Source organism: Kribbella sp. CA-245084 (genome assembly GCF_050942355.1).
In the GTDB taxonomy this organism is placed as follows: domain Bacteria; phylum Actinomycetota; class Actinomycetes; order Propionibacteriales; family Kribbellaceae; genus Kribbella.
In genome coordinates this window covers 6317445-6332595 of record NZ_CP192053.1, presented here as the reverse complement: position 1 = coordinate 6332595, position 15151 = coordinate 6317445, and the positions used below count along the sequence as shown (strand labels likewise).

At 67.8% G+C, this 15151-nt stretch carries 15 protein-coding genes; 10 read left to right on the top strand and 5 right to left on the bottom strand.

Annotated elements, in window-relative coordinates; genetic code table 11:
• Positions 1–25 precede the first annotated feature (25 nt).
• Together ACQPYH_RS30055 and ACQPYH_RS30050 are read right to left on the bottom strand one after the other, a co-directional pair.
• A complete protein-coding gene (locus tag ACQPYH_RS30055; protein WP_432878049.1) occupies positions 26–268 on the bottom strand; it encodes an antitoxin in 243 nt (80 codons plus the stop codon).
• A 134-nt stretch (positions 269–402) separates the two neighbouring features.
• Positions 403–627, bottom strand: coding sequence for a hypothetical protein (locus tag ACQPYH_RS30050; RefSeq protein ID WP_130449370.1), 225 nt, complete (start codon positions 625–627; stop codon positions 403–405).
• 155 nt (positions 628–782) lie between these two features.
• Between ACQPYH_RS30050 and miaA the strand changes: the two genes are divergently transcribed.
• From miaA to ggt, 4 genes are all read left to right on the top strand, one after another.
• Positions 783–1745 (top strand): tRNA (adenosine(37)-N6)-dimethylallyltransferase MiaA, encoded by a 963-nt coding sequence (miaA, locus tag ACQPYH_RS30045; RefSeq protein WP_432878046.1) that lies wholly within the window; start codon positions 783–785, stop codon positions 1743–1745.
• Complete coding sequence (locus ACQPYH_RS30040; RefSeq protein ID WP_130449374.1) at positions 1732–2247, top strand: SigE family RNA polymerase sigma factor; 516 nt, start codon at positions 1732–1734, stop codon at positions 2245–2247. The genes miaA and ACQPYH_RS30040 overlap by 14 nt, the downstream gene beginning before the upstream one ends.
• An 8-nt stretch (positions 2248–2255) precedes the next feature.
• Complete coding sequence (locus ACQPYH_RS30035) at positions 2256–2939, top strand: hypothetical protein (protein WP_432878043.1); 684 nt, start codon at positions 2256–2258, stop codon at positions 2937–2939.
• A 70-nt stretch (positions 2940–3009) separates the two neighbouring features.
• Complete coding sequence (gene ggt, locus ACQPYH_RS30030) at positions 3010–4812, top strand: gamma-glutamyltransferase (RefSeq protein ID WP_432878041.1); 1803 nt, start codon at positions 3010–3012, stop codon at positions 4810–4812.
• On the opposite strand, the gene ACQPYH_RS30025 is transcribed toward ggt, so the two are convergent.
• On the bottom strand, positions 4805–5881 hold the full coding sequence (locus ACQPYH_RS30025; RefSeq protein WP_432878039.1) for a M20/M25/M40 family metallo-hydrolase: 1077 nt from the start codon (positions 5879–5881) through the stop codon (positions 4805–4807). The genes ggt and ACQPYH_RS30025 overlap by 8 nt on opposite strands.
• A 68-nt stretch (positions 5882–5949) precedes the next feature.
• Between ACQPYH_RS30025 and ACQPYH_RS30020 the strand changes: the two genes are divergently transcribed.
• The 4 genes from ACQPYH_RS30020 to ACQPYH_RS30005 are packed head-to-tail and all read left to right on the top strand — an operon-like array spanning position 5950 to position 9924.
• Positions 5950–6612: a hypothetical protein gene (locus ACQPYH_RS30020; protein ID WP_432878036.1), complete on the top strand. Its 663-nt coding sequence runs from the start codon at positions 5950–5952 to the stop codon at positions 6610–6612.
• On the top strand, positions 6605–7249 hold the full coding sequence (locus ACQPYH_RS30015) for a MurR/RpiR family transcriptional regulator (protein WP_432878035.1): 645 nt from the start codon (positions 6605–6607) through the stop codon (positions 7247–7249). The genes ACQPYH_RS30020 and ACQPYH_RS30015 overlap by 8 nt, the downstream gene beginning before the upstream one ends.
• Positions 7239–8369 carry an o-succinylbenzoate synthase gene (menC, locus tag ACQPYH_RS30010; RefSeq protein ID WP_432878033.1) on the top strand — a complete coding sequence of 377 codons (1131 nt, stop codon included), beginning with the start codon at positions 7239–7241 and terminating at the stop codon, positions 8367–8369. Before ACQPYH_RS30015 ends, menC begins: the two co-directional genes overlap by 11 nt.
• Positions 8370–8373: 4 nt before the next feature.
• Positions 8374–9924 carry an N-acyl-D-amino-acid deacylase family protein gene (locus tag ACQPYH_RS30005; protein WP_432878030.1) on the top strand — a complete coding sequence of 517 codons (1551 nt, stop codon included), beginning with the start codon at positions 8374–8376 and terminating at the stop codon, positions 9922–9924.
• Here the strand turns inward: ACQPYH_RS30005 and ACQPYH_RS30000 are convergent.
• The gene (locus ACQPYH_RS30000; RefSeq protein WP_130449384.1) at positions 9917–10162 is read right to left on the bottom strand and encodes a hypothetical protein; all 246 of its coding nucleotides are present in this window, start codon (positions 10160–10162) and stop codon (positions 9917–9919) included. The two genes, ACQPYH_RS30005 and ACQPYH_RS30000, sit on opposite strands and share 8 nt — an antisense overlap.
• Before the next feature lie 15 nt (positions 10163–10177).
• Here ACQPYH_RS30000 and dapF point away from each other — a divergent pair, with 15 nt between their 5' ends.
• A complete protein-coding gene (dapF, locus tag ACQPYH_RS29995) occupies positions 10178–11020 on the top strand; it encodes a diaminopimelate epimerase (protein WP_432878027.1) in 843 nt (280 codons plus the stop codon).
• An 84-nt stretch (positions 11021–11104) separates the two neighbouring features.
• The gene (hflX, locus tag ACQPYH_RS29990; RefSeq protein ID WP_432878025.1) at positions 11105–12586 is read left to right on the top strand and encodes a GTPase HflX; all 1482 of its coding nucleotides are present in this window, start codon (positions 11105–11107) and stop codon (positions 12584–12586) included.
• Between the two features lie 50 nt (positions 12587–12636).
• Here hflX and ACQPYH_RS29985 read toward each other — a convergent pair whose 3' ends face one another.
• Positions 12637–15015: an immune inhibitor A domain-containing protein gene (locus ACQPYH_RS29985; RefSeq protein ID WP_432878022.1), complete on the bottom strand. Its 2379-nt coding sequence runs from the start codon at positions 15013–15015 to the stop codon at positions 12637–12639.
• Positions 15016–15151 lie beyond the last annotated feature (136 nt).

Below are 15151 nucleotides of genomic sequence, written 5' to 3'. Positions count from 1 at the left end.
CGGGTGCTTGCGGCCCTTCGGGGGATCAGGCGGGGTTCGGCTTGTCCGGGATGTCGTCGTTCTGGCCGTCCAGGTTGTCCAACCCTTCCTTGGCCTTCTCGACGCCCGTGTCGATCTTGTCGCCGTACTTGCCGCCCGTCTTCTCGTCGACCAAGTCGCCGGCCTTGTCCAGACCTTCACCGACCTTGTCGCCGTGCTCGTTGACCAGGTCAGTGGCCTTGTCCTTCAGGTCCTCGGCCTTGCCCTTGAACTTGTCGAAGATGCCCATCTCGGGGGCTCCCATTCCTGCGTAGTTGAGTGCTTACAGACAGCTAGCGGTGATCTTCGCACCTGCAACACCGGAACTGTGGGATCTCCGCGAGCGCCATGCTGACGCGCGTCGAACGGGTGCCGGGCAACCGCTCAGACGCCGTCGCCCGACGGTTCCGACTCTACGTCGCCGCCGCTGTCTTCACTCTCGTCACCGGTGGATTCGACATCGCCACCGCTGAACTCGACGTCGCCGCCGCTCTTCTTCGCCTCGACATCGCCGCCGCTGCGCTTCGCGGCCGCCAGGTCGTCGACTTCTTCCCCCAGGCCGAGCGCGTCCTTGGCCGCGTCCGACTCTTCCTCGAAACCGTTCGTCACGTGTGTTCCTCCCGTAGAAATGTTTACAACTCTCCGTGTTCTTACCGAAGATTCCGGGTCATCCACAAGGCCGGTCCATACCTCTTGGCGAACTCTTCGTAGGGCCGACCGGGGTGGTGGGGTGGGGAAGGAATCTGCACTGCCAGACTGGAGCGATGTCCGATCCACTCGTCGTCGCGGTCGTCGGCCCCACCGCGGCCGGGAAGTCCGACCTGGCCGTCGCGCTGTCCAAGCACCTGGACGGCGAGGTGGTGAACGCGGACGCCATGCAGGTGTACCGCGGTATGGACATCGGTACGGCGAAGATCAGCGCCGCCGAGCGCGCCGGCGTACCGCATCATCTGCTCGACATCCTCGACGTCACCGAGACCGCGACCGTCGCGGAATTCCAGCAATTGGCCCGCGCGGCCATTGACGACTGCATCAGCCGGACCAAGGCGCCGGTCCTCGCCGGCGGATCCGCGCTCTACATCCGCGCGATCCTCGACGACTTCGTCTTCCCCGGCACCGACCCGGTCGTCCGCGCCCGCCTCGAGGCCGAGCTCGAAGCGCACGGCTCCGGCGTACTGCACAGCAGGCTGCAGGCGATCGACCCGAAGGCCGCCGAGCAGATCCTGCCGAGCAACGGCCGGCGGATCGTCCGCGCGCTCGAGGTCATCGAGATCACCGGCGGCCCGTACGTCGCCACGCTGCCCGAGCACCGCTACGTGTACCCGGGCGCGATCCAGCTCGGTCTCGACGTACCGCGGCCCGAACTGGACACGCGGATCGACCTCCGGGTGGACCGGATGTTCGACGCGGGTTTCGTCGCCGAGGTGCGAGGACTGCTGGACAAGGGTTTGATTGAGGGGAAGACGGCCAACCGCGCACTCGGGTACTCGCAGGTGATCGCGTTGCTGAACGGTGAGATCGACGAAACGCAGGCCCGGGAACGGACCGCCCAGGCCACGCGCCGGTTCGCGCGCCGGCAGGACTCGTGGTTCCGTAAGGACCAACGCATTACTTGGCTGCAGTACGACGACCCCGATCTGGTGGAGAAGGCAATTCGAGTGATAGCCCAGGGCAACCGCAGGGGGACCGGCGGCGTAGTCGGGGTGGAATCGAATGCGAGGGGGTGACCGTGAGGCCGAGTTCCGTGAGTACCTGCTCGCGGACCGCACCAGGCTGATGAGAACGGCGTTGCTGCTCACCGCGGGTGACGTGCACACTGCCGAAGATCTGGTCCAGACCGCCTGCACGCGGGTCTACGTGCACTGGCACCGGATCAAGCACGAAGGCGCGGGCCCGTATGCGCACCGCATCCTGGTCAACGCCTTCCTGGATGAGCGCCGCCGCGCCGGCCGTCATCCCGAGGTGGTGACCGCGGAGACGCTCGAGCCGCGCCTGACCGACGTACCTGATCAGGCCGACACCCTCGCCATCCGGGACGCGTTGCTGGACCTGGCGCCGCGGCAGCGGGCGGTGCTGGTACTGCGGTACTTCCAGGATCTCGATGTCGCGACCTGCGCCCGGATCCTGGAGTGCACCGAGGGCACGGTGAAGAGCCAGACGGCGAAGGCGCTGAAGCGGTTGAAGGACCTGATGACGGAAGAGACGGATCGTACGACGGGGAGTGGCTGAGAACACCGATGGACGACGTGAAGAGGCTGTTGGAGGGCTTCGCGGATCGCGCGGCCGATGCGCTGCCGGATGCTGACATCGAGGCCGATGTCACCCGGGGCCGCCGCGCGCTGCGCCGGATCAAGCGCCGCCGTCGCGTCACCGGTGTGTTGTGCGTTGCCGCGGTGTCGGCCCTCGCGCTCGCGATCGGCAACCAGGTGAAGTGGTGGGGGAACACCAGCGAAGTCGCCGGCGGCACGAGCGAGCCGGAAAAGACCGCCGCGACGCCCGCGACGGCACCGGCGGCCAAACCGTCGAGCGGCGAGACGATGTCGATGTTCGGGGCATCCGTCGTCGAGCTGGTCGCCAACAACCAGCCGTGGAGCACGATCGACTGCACCCTGGCGCCGAAGGGCTGGACCGCGGAGACCCCGATCGCCGCCAACCGCGTCGTACTCTCCCAACCGACGATGCGTACGGCGGACGCCGCCGCGAAGGTGGTTGTGCAAGCGGCCCCGCAGGCTCGCGGCCTGTCCGCGGTCCGGGTCACCGACGGCAGCGGCAAGACCTTCCACATCGGCACCCTCGACGGCCGCCTGGCCGGGCAGGTGAAGCTGTCCGACCAATGGCTGCTGGTCGAGCTTCCGGTCGGCACGGTCGAGTGGCCGGACGACGTACTGCGCCGCTTCATGGACTCATGCACTGTGAACTAGCACTAGCGCGAAGGCTGTCGGTGGGATAGCAAGGGCATGTCCCTGTCACCGACGCCCCGCGGGAGTACTGGTGAAGAAGCTGGTCGCATCGCTGTCTGCAGGTGCCCTTGTCCTGGCTGGTCTGAGTAATTCGGCCCTGGCCAGTCCGCCGACTGCCCCGCCGCGGCATCCGACCGCGGTCGGTTTCGGCGGCGCGGTCGCCTCGGTCGACCCCGACGCGACGAACATCGGCCTCGACGTACTGCGTCGCGGCGGTAACGCTGTCGACGCCGCGGTGGCCACCGCGGCCGCCCTCGGTGTCACCGAGCCGTACTCGGCCGGCATCGGCGGCGGTGGTTACTTCGTGTACTACAACGCCAAGAAGCACAAGGTGTTCACGATCGACGGCCGCGAGACCGCTCCCGCGACGATGCCGTCGGACGCGTTCATCGACCAGCGGACCGGCAAGCCGTACGCGTTCGCGGATGCGGTGACGTCCGGCGTGTCGATCGGCGTACCGGGGACGCTCGCGACCTGGGACAGCGCGTTGAAGCAGTGGGGTTCGCTGCCGCTCGGCAAGGCGCTCGAACCGGCCGCCGACCTGGCCGAGCGTGGGTTCGTCGTCGACCCGACGTTCCACCTGCAGACGATGGAGAACAAGGCCCGGTTCGCGCAGGTCGTGCCGACCGCGAAGCTGTTCCTGCCGAACGGCGACGCGCCGCAGGTCGGCACGCTGTTCAAGAACCCGGAGCTCGCCGCTACCTACAAGCTGATCTCGCGCAAGGGCGCGTCGGTCTTCTACCGCGGCCCGCTCGCGGGCGAGATGGCAGCTGTCGCGCAGAACCCGCCGAAGACTGCCGACGCGACGCTGCCGTTCTACCCCGGCTACCTCCACACGGGCGACCTCGCGTCGTACAAGGCGATCGACCGCACCCCGACGAAGGTCCGGTACGACGGTCTCGACGTCTACGGCATGCCGCCGTCGTCCTCCGGCGGCATCACCGTCGGCGAAGCGCTGAACATCTTGCAACCGCAACACTTGGGTCAGCTGTCGACCACCCAGGCGCTGCACACGTATCTGGAGGCATCGGCGCTGGCGTTCGCCGACCGCGGCGCGTACATCGGCGACCCGGCGTACGTCGACGTACCGCAGAAGGAGCTGCTCTCGAAGGGGTTCGGCGCGGAGCGGTCCTGCCTGATCGACCCGCAGCACGCCGCGACCAAGCCGGTGCCGGCCGGCTCGCCGGACGGCAAGTACTCGCCGTGCGCCAAGGGCAGCGCGGCCGAGCAGCGCCCGGACACCGAGGGTCGCTCGACGACGCACCTGGTTGCCGCGGACAAGTGGGGCAACGTGGTCTCGTACACGCTGACCATCGAGCAGACCGGCGGCAGCGGCATCACCGTGCCGGGCCGTGGGTTCCTGCTGAACAACGAGCTCACCGACTTCTCCTTCGCACCCGTCCCAACGGACCCGAACACCGTCGCGGGCGGGAAACGGCCGCGATCCTCGATGTCGCCGACGATCGTGCTGCGCGGCAGCAAGCCGTACCTGGCGCTCGGCTCACCGGGTGGGTCGACGATCATCACGACCGTTCTGCAGACGTTGACGAACCGGGTCGACCGGGGCATGACGTTGCCGGAGGCCATCGCGGCGCCGCGGGCGTCGCAGCGCAACACCGCGTCGGTGACGGCCGAGCAATCCTTCATCGACACCTATGGCGCGGCGCTGGCGCCGTACGGCCACACGTTCACGCCGGCCGGTGCTCCGGGATCGTCAGCCGCCGAGATCGGTGCGGTCGCAGCCCTGGAGTTCTTGCCCGGCGGAGCGATCCTCGCGGCCGCCGAGCCGACGAGGCGCGGCGGGGGAGCGGCCGGAGTCGCTTGGCCTAGATAGACCTCATGATCGCGGCGACCAGTTCGACTCGCTCGCTCAGGCTCGCCGCTATCACCTGCTCGTGGACGGCGTGGGCCCCTTTGCCTACCGGGCCCAGGCCGTCCAGGGTCGGTATCCCTAGCCACCCGGTCAGGTTGGTGTCGGCCGCTCCCGACGCGGCCGCGCCACCGACTTCCTGACCAACAGATCGCCCGGCCTCGATCACCTTTGCCAGTAGCTCATCGGTCGCCTGCGAAGGCTGCCAGGCCGGGCGATTCGACATCACCCGCACCTGCAATTCAGCCTTCCGCACAGGCGTCAGGTTGGTGACCGCGTCCAGTACAGCGCGCTCTGTCTCCGGATCGACAAAGCGGAACCCGATATCAGCCGACGCCGATCCCGGTACGACGTTCGTCCGCCCGCCGCCGCTGATCGTGCCGACGTTGCACAACACCTCGTCGTAGTGCGCGACGATTGCCCGTACCGCGATCAGTTGATCGACGAGCTCGTCGATCGCGGAGATCCCGCTGTCAGGATCGAGCGCGGCGTGCGCCTCGCGGCCGGTGATCTCGATGCGGACCCGCGTGCTGCCCCAGCGCGACGTCTTGAGATCGCCGTTCGGATGCGGCGGCTCGAGCCCGAAGGCGGCGTACACGCCTGCTGATTCGGCCGTCACGAGTTCGCGGGCGGACGGCGAACCGACCTCCTCGTCGGCGACCACTACGACGCGCACCGGCCGACGGTCGTGCACCTGCTCCAGGGCGGTTTCGAGGACGACGAGTCCGCCCTTCATGTCGAAGACGCCCGGGCCGTAGATGACGCCGTTCTCCTCGCGCCACGGCATCGCGTCGTGCAGTTGCCCGATCGGCCAGACGGTGTCGTGGTGGGCGAGGAACAGCAGGGGAGCCTCACCCGGTCGGCCCGGGAAGTCCGCGACCAGGTGATCGCCGGTCGGCTGCGGGTCGCGGCGGACGGTCGCGCCGAGTGCGGCGTACCGATCGGAGAGGCGGTCGGCGAAGGCGTTCAGCGCGGCCGTGTCACCGGTCGGGGTCTCGGCGCCGACGTACTCCTGGAGTCGCTCGATGATCATGGATAGTCAACGTATCATCATCTGATCACCGATTGACTCCCTTGAGAACCATGGGATCTACTCAAGATATGAATCGTATCTCCGAGGTGAGCTTCCGTGCGGTCTCGCTCACCACGGCGTCCAGGTTCGCCGAGGCCTCGGAGCTGTACCGCGCGGTCTTCGGCTACCTCGACCCGGCGTACGGGCTGAATCCGCGACTGCTCGGCGCGCTGGCGAGCAACGGCGGATCGGTGGTCGGCATCCTCGACGGGAGCGACAAGGTGGTCGCGTTCGCGTACGGCTTCTGCGGCACCGACCGGCGCGGTTACTACCACTACTCGCAGTCGGCCGTGGTCGCCGCCGACCAGCAGGGGCACGGCCTCGGCCGGATGCTCAAGCACGCTCAGCGAGAAGTTGCCCTGAGCCACGGTATGTCGCGGATGCGCTGGACGTACGACCCGATGCAGCTCCGCAACGCGCATTTCAACCTCGACGTCCTCGGCGCCCGGGGTCGCTGGTTCGCTCCGGATATGTACGGTCCGGGCACCGACCGCGTGATCGTCGAGTGGGACCTGACCCGCGAGCACCCCATCGTCCCCGGCGCATTGACCGAGTTGGTCTTGCCGACCGACCCGGCCGAGCTCCGCAGGTCCTTCGAGGGTCTGCTGGCGCAAGGACTCGTCGCCGTCTCGTGCCGTCGCCGTCCGGACGGCAACGGCGCGTACTACTTCGGGCCGGCCGACGATGCCTGACGACCCACGCAACCGCGAGCTCACCAGCCCCCACGAGCGGTACGACGCCCGCCTGCAACGGCGATCGTCGACGCTCCTGCAGCGTCGCGTGGTCGAGCAGGAGCGCGCCTCGATCGACGAGGCCCTCGACCAGATCCTCGCCGACGAGTCGATCGCGCAGGCCGCAGCGCGGATCGTCGCCGCGCGCCGGCGCTTCATCGTCGGTTCGGCGAAGTCGTTCTCGTACGCGTCCTTGCTCGCGTTCGACCTCGGCGCCGGCCTGTCGCAGGTGACGTTGATCGACGGCACGGTCGTCCGCGGCGTCGACGTACTGTCCGATGTCCGGTCGAACGATCTGATGGTCGCGTTCTCGTTCCGCCGGTACCGTCGCGACACGGTCGAGATCGCGCGCCGGTTCGTCGAGGCCGGCGGCGAGCTGGTCGCGGTCACGGATTTCGAGGACGCGCCGCTGGCCAAGATCGCCGACCAGAGCATCTACGTCGCGACCGGGAGCGCGTCGTACGTCGATTCGCCGACCGTCGTCGCTTCTGTGCTGCATGTGCTCGCGACGCTGACGACGGCGAGCGCGAAGGGCGCGCGGCGTCGGCTGCTCGAGCGCGATCGGCTGAACACGGAGCTGGGGTTGTATGTCGACTGAACTGAAGATCGTCGCGGCGCGGCTGCATCGGGTGCGGATGCCGCTGGTGCACGAGTTCCAGACCAGCTCGCATCGCAAGGCGTTCCTCGACCACATCCTGGTCGAGCTGGAGGACGCGTCCGGCGCGATCGGTTGGGGCGAGATCGCGTCGTCCTCCGATCCGTACTATGCCCCGGAGACCGTCGAGTCCTGCTGGCACATCGCCTCGCAGTACCTGCTGCCCGCCGTCCTCGGCCGCCCCTGGACGCACCCTGACCAGCTGGCGGCGGTCTGGTCGAAGGTCCGCGGCAACAACTTCGCGAAGGCCGGCGTCGACACTGCCGCCTGGGTCCTGTACGCCGAGGCCAACTCCATGCCGTTGGCAACAGCCCTGGGTGGAAAGCGGACCGAGGTTGTCGCGGGCGTCTCGCTCGGCATCGAGCCGACGATCGACGACCTCCTCACCCAGGTCGCCAGTCAGGTGGCCGCCGGTTACCCCAGGGTGAAGCTGAAGATCGCGCCCGGCTGGGACGTGGAGCCGGTGCGGGCGGTGCGTGCGGCGTACCCGGATCTCGATCTGCATGTGGATGCCAACGGCATCTATACCGCGGACGATCTCGAACTCCTGCAAGAGCTGGACGAGTTCGGCCTGACGATGATCGAGCAGCCGTTCGCGCCGCGCGACCTGCTGACTCATGCGCGGCTGCAGCGCACGATCGAGACGCCGGTCTGCCTCGACGAGAGCATCGAGACCGTCGACGATCTGGAGACCGCGCTGACCTTAGAGGCGCTGCAGGTCCTCAACATCAAGGTGTCGCGGATGGGTGGCCTGACCCCAGCGCGTGAAGCGCATGACCGGGCGCAGGACGCCGGCATCCCGGTCTGGTGCGGCGGTATGCACGAGTTCGGCATCGGCCGGCTCGCGAACGTCGCACTCTCCGGTCTCGCCGGCTTCACCCTCCCATCGGACGTGTCCGCCTCGGAGAAGTACTACGCCCGGGACGTCATCGAACCCGCCGTTGTCGCCGTCGAAGGCGTCGTACAGGTGCCTGGGGGAACCGGTCTCGGGCACGCTGTGGACCGGGCGCTGATCGAGGCGAACACTGTCGCCGAGCTCGCCCTCGGTCCAGAACAGGAGTGATTCAGTGCGAGTGACGGGGCGGGTGGCATTGACCGGCGGCCTGGTTGCCGACGGCACCGGCTCGGAACCCGTGCCCGGGACCGTGCTGATCGACGGCGATCGCATCACCGCGGTGCTGCCACCCGGTACGACGCCGTCCGGGGCAGAGGTCATCGATGCCACAGGCAACATTGTTGCACCGGGATTCATCGATCTTCACTCACATGCGGATTTCAGTCTGCGCACAAGTCCGGCCGCCGAGTCGCAGCTCGCGCAGGGCGTGACGACGCTGGTCGCGGGCAACTGCGGCTGGTCGCCGTTCCCGATCACCGACCTCGAAACCCTCCGGGCGGGTACGGCGTTCCTCGGGTCGAAGCACGACTGGTCGTGGACCGATCTCGCGGGCTTCGGCGCAACGTTGGAATCCGCCGTGAACCTCGCTCTTCAGGTCGGTCACTGCACGCTGCGGATCGCGGTCATGGGGAACGCGCGGCGGGCGCCGTCGCCGGACGAGCTCCGGCAGATGCAGGATCTGCTCCGGGCGGCTGCCGACCAAGGCGCGGTCGGGTTCTCGACCGGGCTGATCTACGCGCCGGGCGCCTACGCATCGCCGGAGGAGGTGGCCGCGCTCGTCGCCACCGCCGCCGAATGCGACCTGCTCTACTCGACCCACATCCGCAACGAGGGCGCCGGCCTGCTGGGAGCACTGGAGGAGGCGATCTCAGCGGCTCGCGCCGGTGGTGCGCGCCTCGAGATCTCCCATCTGAAGGCAGTCGGCAAGGCGAACCACGGTCTGGTTTCCGCGGCGCTCGAACGCCTCGAGCAGGCCGATGACCTCGACATTGGCTGGGACGCCTACCCGTACACCGCAACCAGCACGACCCTCACCACCCGCCTCCCCACCTGGGCGTTGGCCGACGGCACGCTGCTCGACCGCCTGGCGGATCCGAACGAGCGCAAGCGCATCGCCGAAGCCCTCCGCTCCGACAACCTGCTGTCGCCGGACTCGGTCGTCATCGCCTCATTGCCACCCGGTCCCTACGAGGACAGCCGCGGCCTCAGCCTCACCGAGATCGCCCAGCGCGATGGAGTGGACGCCGCCGAGATCGTCCTCCGCATCCTCGAGAACCACCAGGCCGCCGTCAGCGTCGTCAACCACGCCATGAGCGAGGACGACGTCATCACCGTCCTGGAACACCCCCGCACAGCAATCGCCAGCGACGGCTGGATCATGGACGCCACCGGCCCCGGCCACCCCCACCCCCGCAACTTCGGCACGTTCCCCCGAGTCCTGGGCCACTACGCCCGCGACCTAGGCGTTCTCGGGCTAGCCGAGGCCATCCGCCGAATGACATCGCTGCCCGCGTCCCGCCTGGGTCTGACCGACCGGGGCACAATCACCCCCGGCGCTGTGGCCGACCTCGTAGTCCTCAACCCAACGACGATCGCCGACAGGTCGACGTACGACGCCCCCTGGCAACTCTCTGTCGGCGTAGAACACGTCCTGGTCGCAGGCCAACCGGTCCTCACCAACGCCGAACCCACCGGCCGGCGCCCCGGCCGCGTGCTTATTTGAAGCGTTTGGGTTCCTGGGGGAGTGGTGCGGGCGCACCACCTACCTCATTCGTCCCCGTCTCGAGCCATCCGTCGTGCTCGGCCACGACCCGCTCCGCATCAGGATGATCAACAGCGACCACCCACGGGTGGTCCTCGTCGTCGTCCTCGCCATGGAAGCGCCCACGCCGTACCTCACCGCCGAGTAGCTCGGCGACGGCCTCGGCGTCCTCCTGCTCCCAGAAGTACGCGAGCTGCACCGTACGATCTCCTTCATGAGCACGTTTCCCTGGTTGAAGGGTCATGGTACGGAGAACGACTTCGTGATCCTGCCCGATCCCGACGGTTCGCTGCACGGTGAGCTCGACGTGGAGTTGGTCCGATTCCTGTGCGACCGCCACGCCGGCCTCGGCGCCGACGGCGTACTGCGGGTGATCCAGGGCGACAAGCAGTCGTACGTCGAGGACGGCGGCGACTGGTTCATGGACTACCGGAATGCGGACGGTTCGATCGCGGAAATGTGCGGCAACGGCGTCCGCGTCTTCGTGAAGTACCTAGCGGACGCGGGTCTGATCGACGGCAAGCCAGTCCGCGTCGGCACCCGCGCCGGTGTCAAGGCGGTCTCCCAGAACGACGACGGCACGCTCACCGTCGACATGGGCGAGCCGACGCTGCCCGGCCCAGCCGGAATCGTGGTCGAGGCCAACGGCCACCAATGGCCCGCAGTACACGTCGACATGGGGAATCCGCACGCTGTCGCGTTCGTCGACAGCCTGGACGAGCCCGGCAACCTCTGCGACCAGCCGACCTGGTCGCCCACCAGCGCTTTCCCGCACGGGGTCAACGTCGAGTTCGTCGTACGCCGGGATGCGCACGACGTACAGATGCGGGTCCACGAGCGCGGATCGGGGGAGACCCGGTCCTGCGGCACGGGTACGTGCGCCGTGACCGTTGCGGCGGCACGCCAGGCCCGCGACGAGCTCCCGGTGACGTACCGCGTCGGCGTACCAGGCGGTGAAGTGAGCGTGACCTGGCGTGCTGACAACCATCTCGAGCTGACCGGACCGGCCGTTCTGCACGCTCGCGGCGAGTTCGACCGGGCCTGGCTACCTGCCTAGACCGGGAATCCCAATGCCGCGTGGGGCGTTGACGGAGGTAAACGGGTCGCTTGTACTGGAGGCCCGTGCCACCATGGAAGGTATATGACGACCCATTCACATGCATACGACGAGACCACCGACGTCGAACTTGACCTCATCGAGGGCGAGGACTCCGGCGATTCGTTGACGGGTCACGATGAGTATGACCACGAGCTGAGTACCGAGGGCCTCGACCTGGAGGAGCGCCTAGCGCTTCGCCGCGTGGTCGGGATGTCCACCGAGCTGACCGACATCAGCGAGGTCGAGTACCGCAAGCTGCTGCTCGAGCGGGTGCTGCTGGTCGGCGTCTGGACCGAGGGCAGCGCCGAGGACGCGGAGAACTCGCTGGCCGAGCTGAAGCTGCTCGCCGAGACCGCCGGTTCCGAGGTTCTGGACGGCGTGATCCAGCGGCGGAAGAAGCCGGACGCGGCGACGTTCATCGGTTCCGGCAAGGTGTCCGACCTGCGCAACCTGGTCGCGTCGCTCGGCGCGGACACGGTGATCGCCGACGGCGAGCTGGCCCCCGCGCAGCTGCGCAACCTGGAGGACAGGCTCAAGGTCAAGGTGGTCGACCGGACCGCGCTGATCCTGGACATCTTCGCGCAGCACGCGAAGAGCAAGGAAGGCAAGGCCCAGGTCGAGCTGGCGCAGCTGCAGTACATGAAGCAGCGCCTGCGTGGTTGGGGTGGCAACCTGTCCCGCCAGGCCGGTGGACGCGTCGGTGCGGCCGGTGGTGGTATCGGTGGTCGTGGTCCCGGTGAAACGAAGATCGAGACCGATCGCCGCCGGATCAACACCAAGATCGCCAAGCTGCGCCGCGAGCTGAAGAGCCTCAAGGGCAAGCGTTCGACCCTGCGCCAGGAGCGTCGCCGCAACCTGGTCCCGTCGGTCGCGATCGCCGGGTACACCAACGCCGGCAAGTCCTCGCTGCTGAACAAGATCACCGGCGCGGGCGTGCTGGTCGAGGACGCGCTGTTCGCGACCCTGGACCCGACGACCCGTCGTACGACGGCCGCGGACGGGCGCGTGTACACGCTGACCGACACCGTCGGGTTCGTCCGGCACCTGCCGCACGACATCGTCGAGGCATTCCGCTCGACGCTGGAGGAGGTCGCGGACGCGGACCTGCTCCTGCACGTGGTCGACGGTTCGCACCCCGACCCGATGGCGCAGATCCAGGCCGTGCGCGAAGTACTCACCGAGATCAACGCGATCGACGTGCCGGAGATCATCGTCATCAACAAGGCCGACCTGGCCGACCCGATGACGCTGGCGCCGATCCTGCACCGCGAGCCGCACGCCATCGTGGTCTCGGCCCGCACCGGTGAAGGCATGGACAAGCTCCGCGAGCTGATCGAAGGTGGACTGCCGCAGCCGCACGTCGCCCTCGACGTCCTGCTGCCGTACGACCGCGGCGACCTGGTCTCCCGGATCCACTCCGAGGGCTCGGTCGAGCAACTCGAACACACCGCCGACGGCACGCGGGTGACGGCCCGGGTCCACCCGGCCCTGGCCGGCGACCTGACGCCGTACCAAACGGCCTGAGACATAGAAACAGCCCCCGAGGTCAGCTGACCTCGGGGGCTGTTCTACGTTCACTTGCGCTTGCTGACCTGGACCTTCATCGAGGTGCCGGTCTTGGAAACGACCTTGATGTTGACGCCGTTGTTCGGGACCTTGACGCTGCTCGTCGGCTGGTCCGCGGTCCAGTACGACTTGCTGTCGTTGAACGTCGGTACGGCGTTCTGGCCACGGATGTAGCTTGCCTGTCCGTTGACGTGCAGGCTGAACGAGTCGGCCTTCTCCAGGCTGAACGGCGCGTCGTACGCCGCGACCCGCGGGCGCCAGAGCAGCCCGTCGAGACGGTTGATCGGCGTCGGGTGCGAGTCGATCGGAAGGATCAGACCCTCACCGGGGTGCTCGTTGGTGTTGTTGTCCTCCTGCGAGGTGTCCCAGTACCAGATCAGCAGACCGTCCTGGTACGGGAAGTGCTCGACCTTGTCGCCCAGCGTGCTCGCCCAACCGAAGTTGTACGGGCCGGTCTGCAGGTTCTTGTCGTAGTCGACGTAGTTGATGTTCGACGCCAGGTAGTAGTTGTCGTGCTGGGTGGTGAACGACGAACCGGCCGAAGCGAAGCCGTTCAGCGTCCAGCCGTCCGGCGAGGTCTCCGCACCGGAGGTGACCACCGTAGTGGAGCCCGACGTCACCTTGATGTCGTCGGCGAAGAAGCCGATCCCGCCGGCCGCCGGGTCGGTGGCGTAGCGGAACTGCAGCGTGATCGACTTGCCGGCGTACGCCGACAGGTCGAAGGTCGCGGGCACCCAGCCGTTGCTCTTGCCGTCGATACCGTTGCCTTCGGCATCCTTCGTGATGCTGCCCTTGATCGTCTTGAACCCGCTGCCGTCGTTCACGTCGACGTACGCGTAGTCACACGGGTCCGGACCGCAGTCCTCGATGTCCCAGTTGGCCTGGAACGTGAGGCTGGCGGGCTGACCGGCCGGGAGTGTGACCTGCCGGCTCATCGTGTGGGTGAAGTTGTTGCCCTCACCGCTCCACCAGTCCTTGGTCCCGACGGGCGGCTGGACGAGTTGGTGCTCGACCTGTTTCTTCGGCAGCGTCACCACCAGGCCCTGGGCCTTCTTCGAGTTGTACTCGTGCGGGCCGAGGTCGACGGTACGGTTCTGGCCGGCGGTCACGATCTCGTAGTCCAGCCAGCCGAGCTGCAGCTTGTCCCACGCGTTGAAGTCGGCCGCCTGCTCGCCGATTCCGCCGTCGCTGGGCTTGCTGACGCGGCTCTGGGACATGATCGTCCACCAGTTCACGCCGTTCTCGACGGCTGCGCCGGAGGTGTCGTACTCGTCCGGCAGACCGAGGTCATGGCCGTACTCGTGCGCGAAGACGCTGATGCCGCCGTTCTCCGGCTGGATCGTGTAGTCACCGACGTACATGCCGGTGTCGCCGATCTGCGCGCCGCCGCCGGTCGGGTTGGTGACCGGGCCGCCCGGGAAGCCGGCGAACCAGCGGTGCGACCAGATCGCGTCCTCGCCCTGCCACGGGTCGCCGTCGGCCTGGTCGCCGCCGGCGTGCACGATCTGGAAGTGGTCGATGTAGCCGTCCGGCTCGTTGAAGTTGCCGTCACCGTCGTAGTCGTAGCGGTCCCATTGGTCGAACGACTTCAGGTCCGCGGTGATCTGCGCCTTGGTCCGGCCCTTGGCCTCCTGGTCCACGACCCACTGGTTGACCGCGTCCTGGATCAGGCTCCAGGTGTTGTTGCAGACGTTGCCGGCGCACGGGTAGCCGTTCGAGCGGCCGTAGCGGGCCTCGTTGTACTTGACCTTCACCCAGTCGGTGACCTCGCCGGACACGGAGTACCGGCCGGACGACTGCTTCTCGTAGTACTTCTTGACCGAGTTGCCGTTGCCGAAGTACAGGTCCTGGAAGTGCTGCTGGGTGTAGTCGGCCTGCCAGACGGTCGAGTTGTCGACGGAGCGGTCCGGCTCCGGGATCTGGTTGTGCAGCGGGCCGTCGAAGCGCGCCGGGCCCGGGACGGCGGGTGCCGTGTCCTGGTCCGGGTACCTCGGGTCGCGCTCGTTGCCGAACTCCGCGAGTACGACGAAGATCCGGTCGGTCTTCTCCCGGCTGAGCTCGACGTACTGGTCGACCTTGCCCTTGGCGTTCTTGGTGCCCTTGGCGCCGTTGGCCTTGGTACCGACCTTGACGACAGTGCTGCCGTTGCGCTGCTCGGGCGTGGCCTGTCCGTTGATGACCTGGGTCAGGGCTTCCTGCCGCAGCTCGCGACGCTTGTCCTCCTGCGGGCTGGACAGCTCGTCCGGCGCCGGCGCGGCCTCACTGGCGATCGGCGCCGACCCTTGTTTGGGCGGTGTGGCGGCGTTCGTTGCCGAGGCGGCGGCCATGCCGAGCCCGGTCGTCGCCGCCAGAGCCAGGCTGAACAGCCCGGCGGGTAGCTTGCGCACGATTCCCCTCCGTGTCTTGGTAACGCAGTGTGATCAAAGCTCCCCCGAGCGTGTTTTGCGCGAGAGTACGGGGAAAATCCGCTGAGCTGAAGGAGAAGCTGAGGAAAACCTGTGAAGGTGCGGGGAAACCTGCACC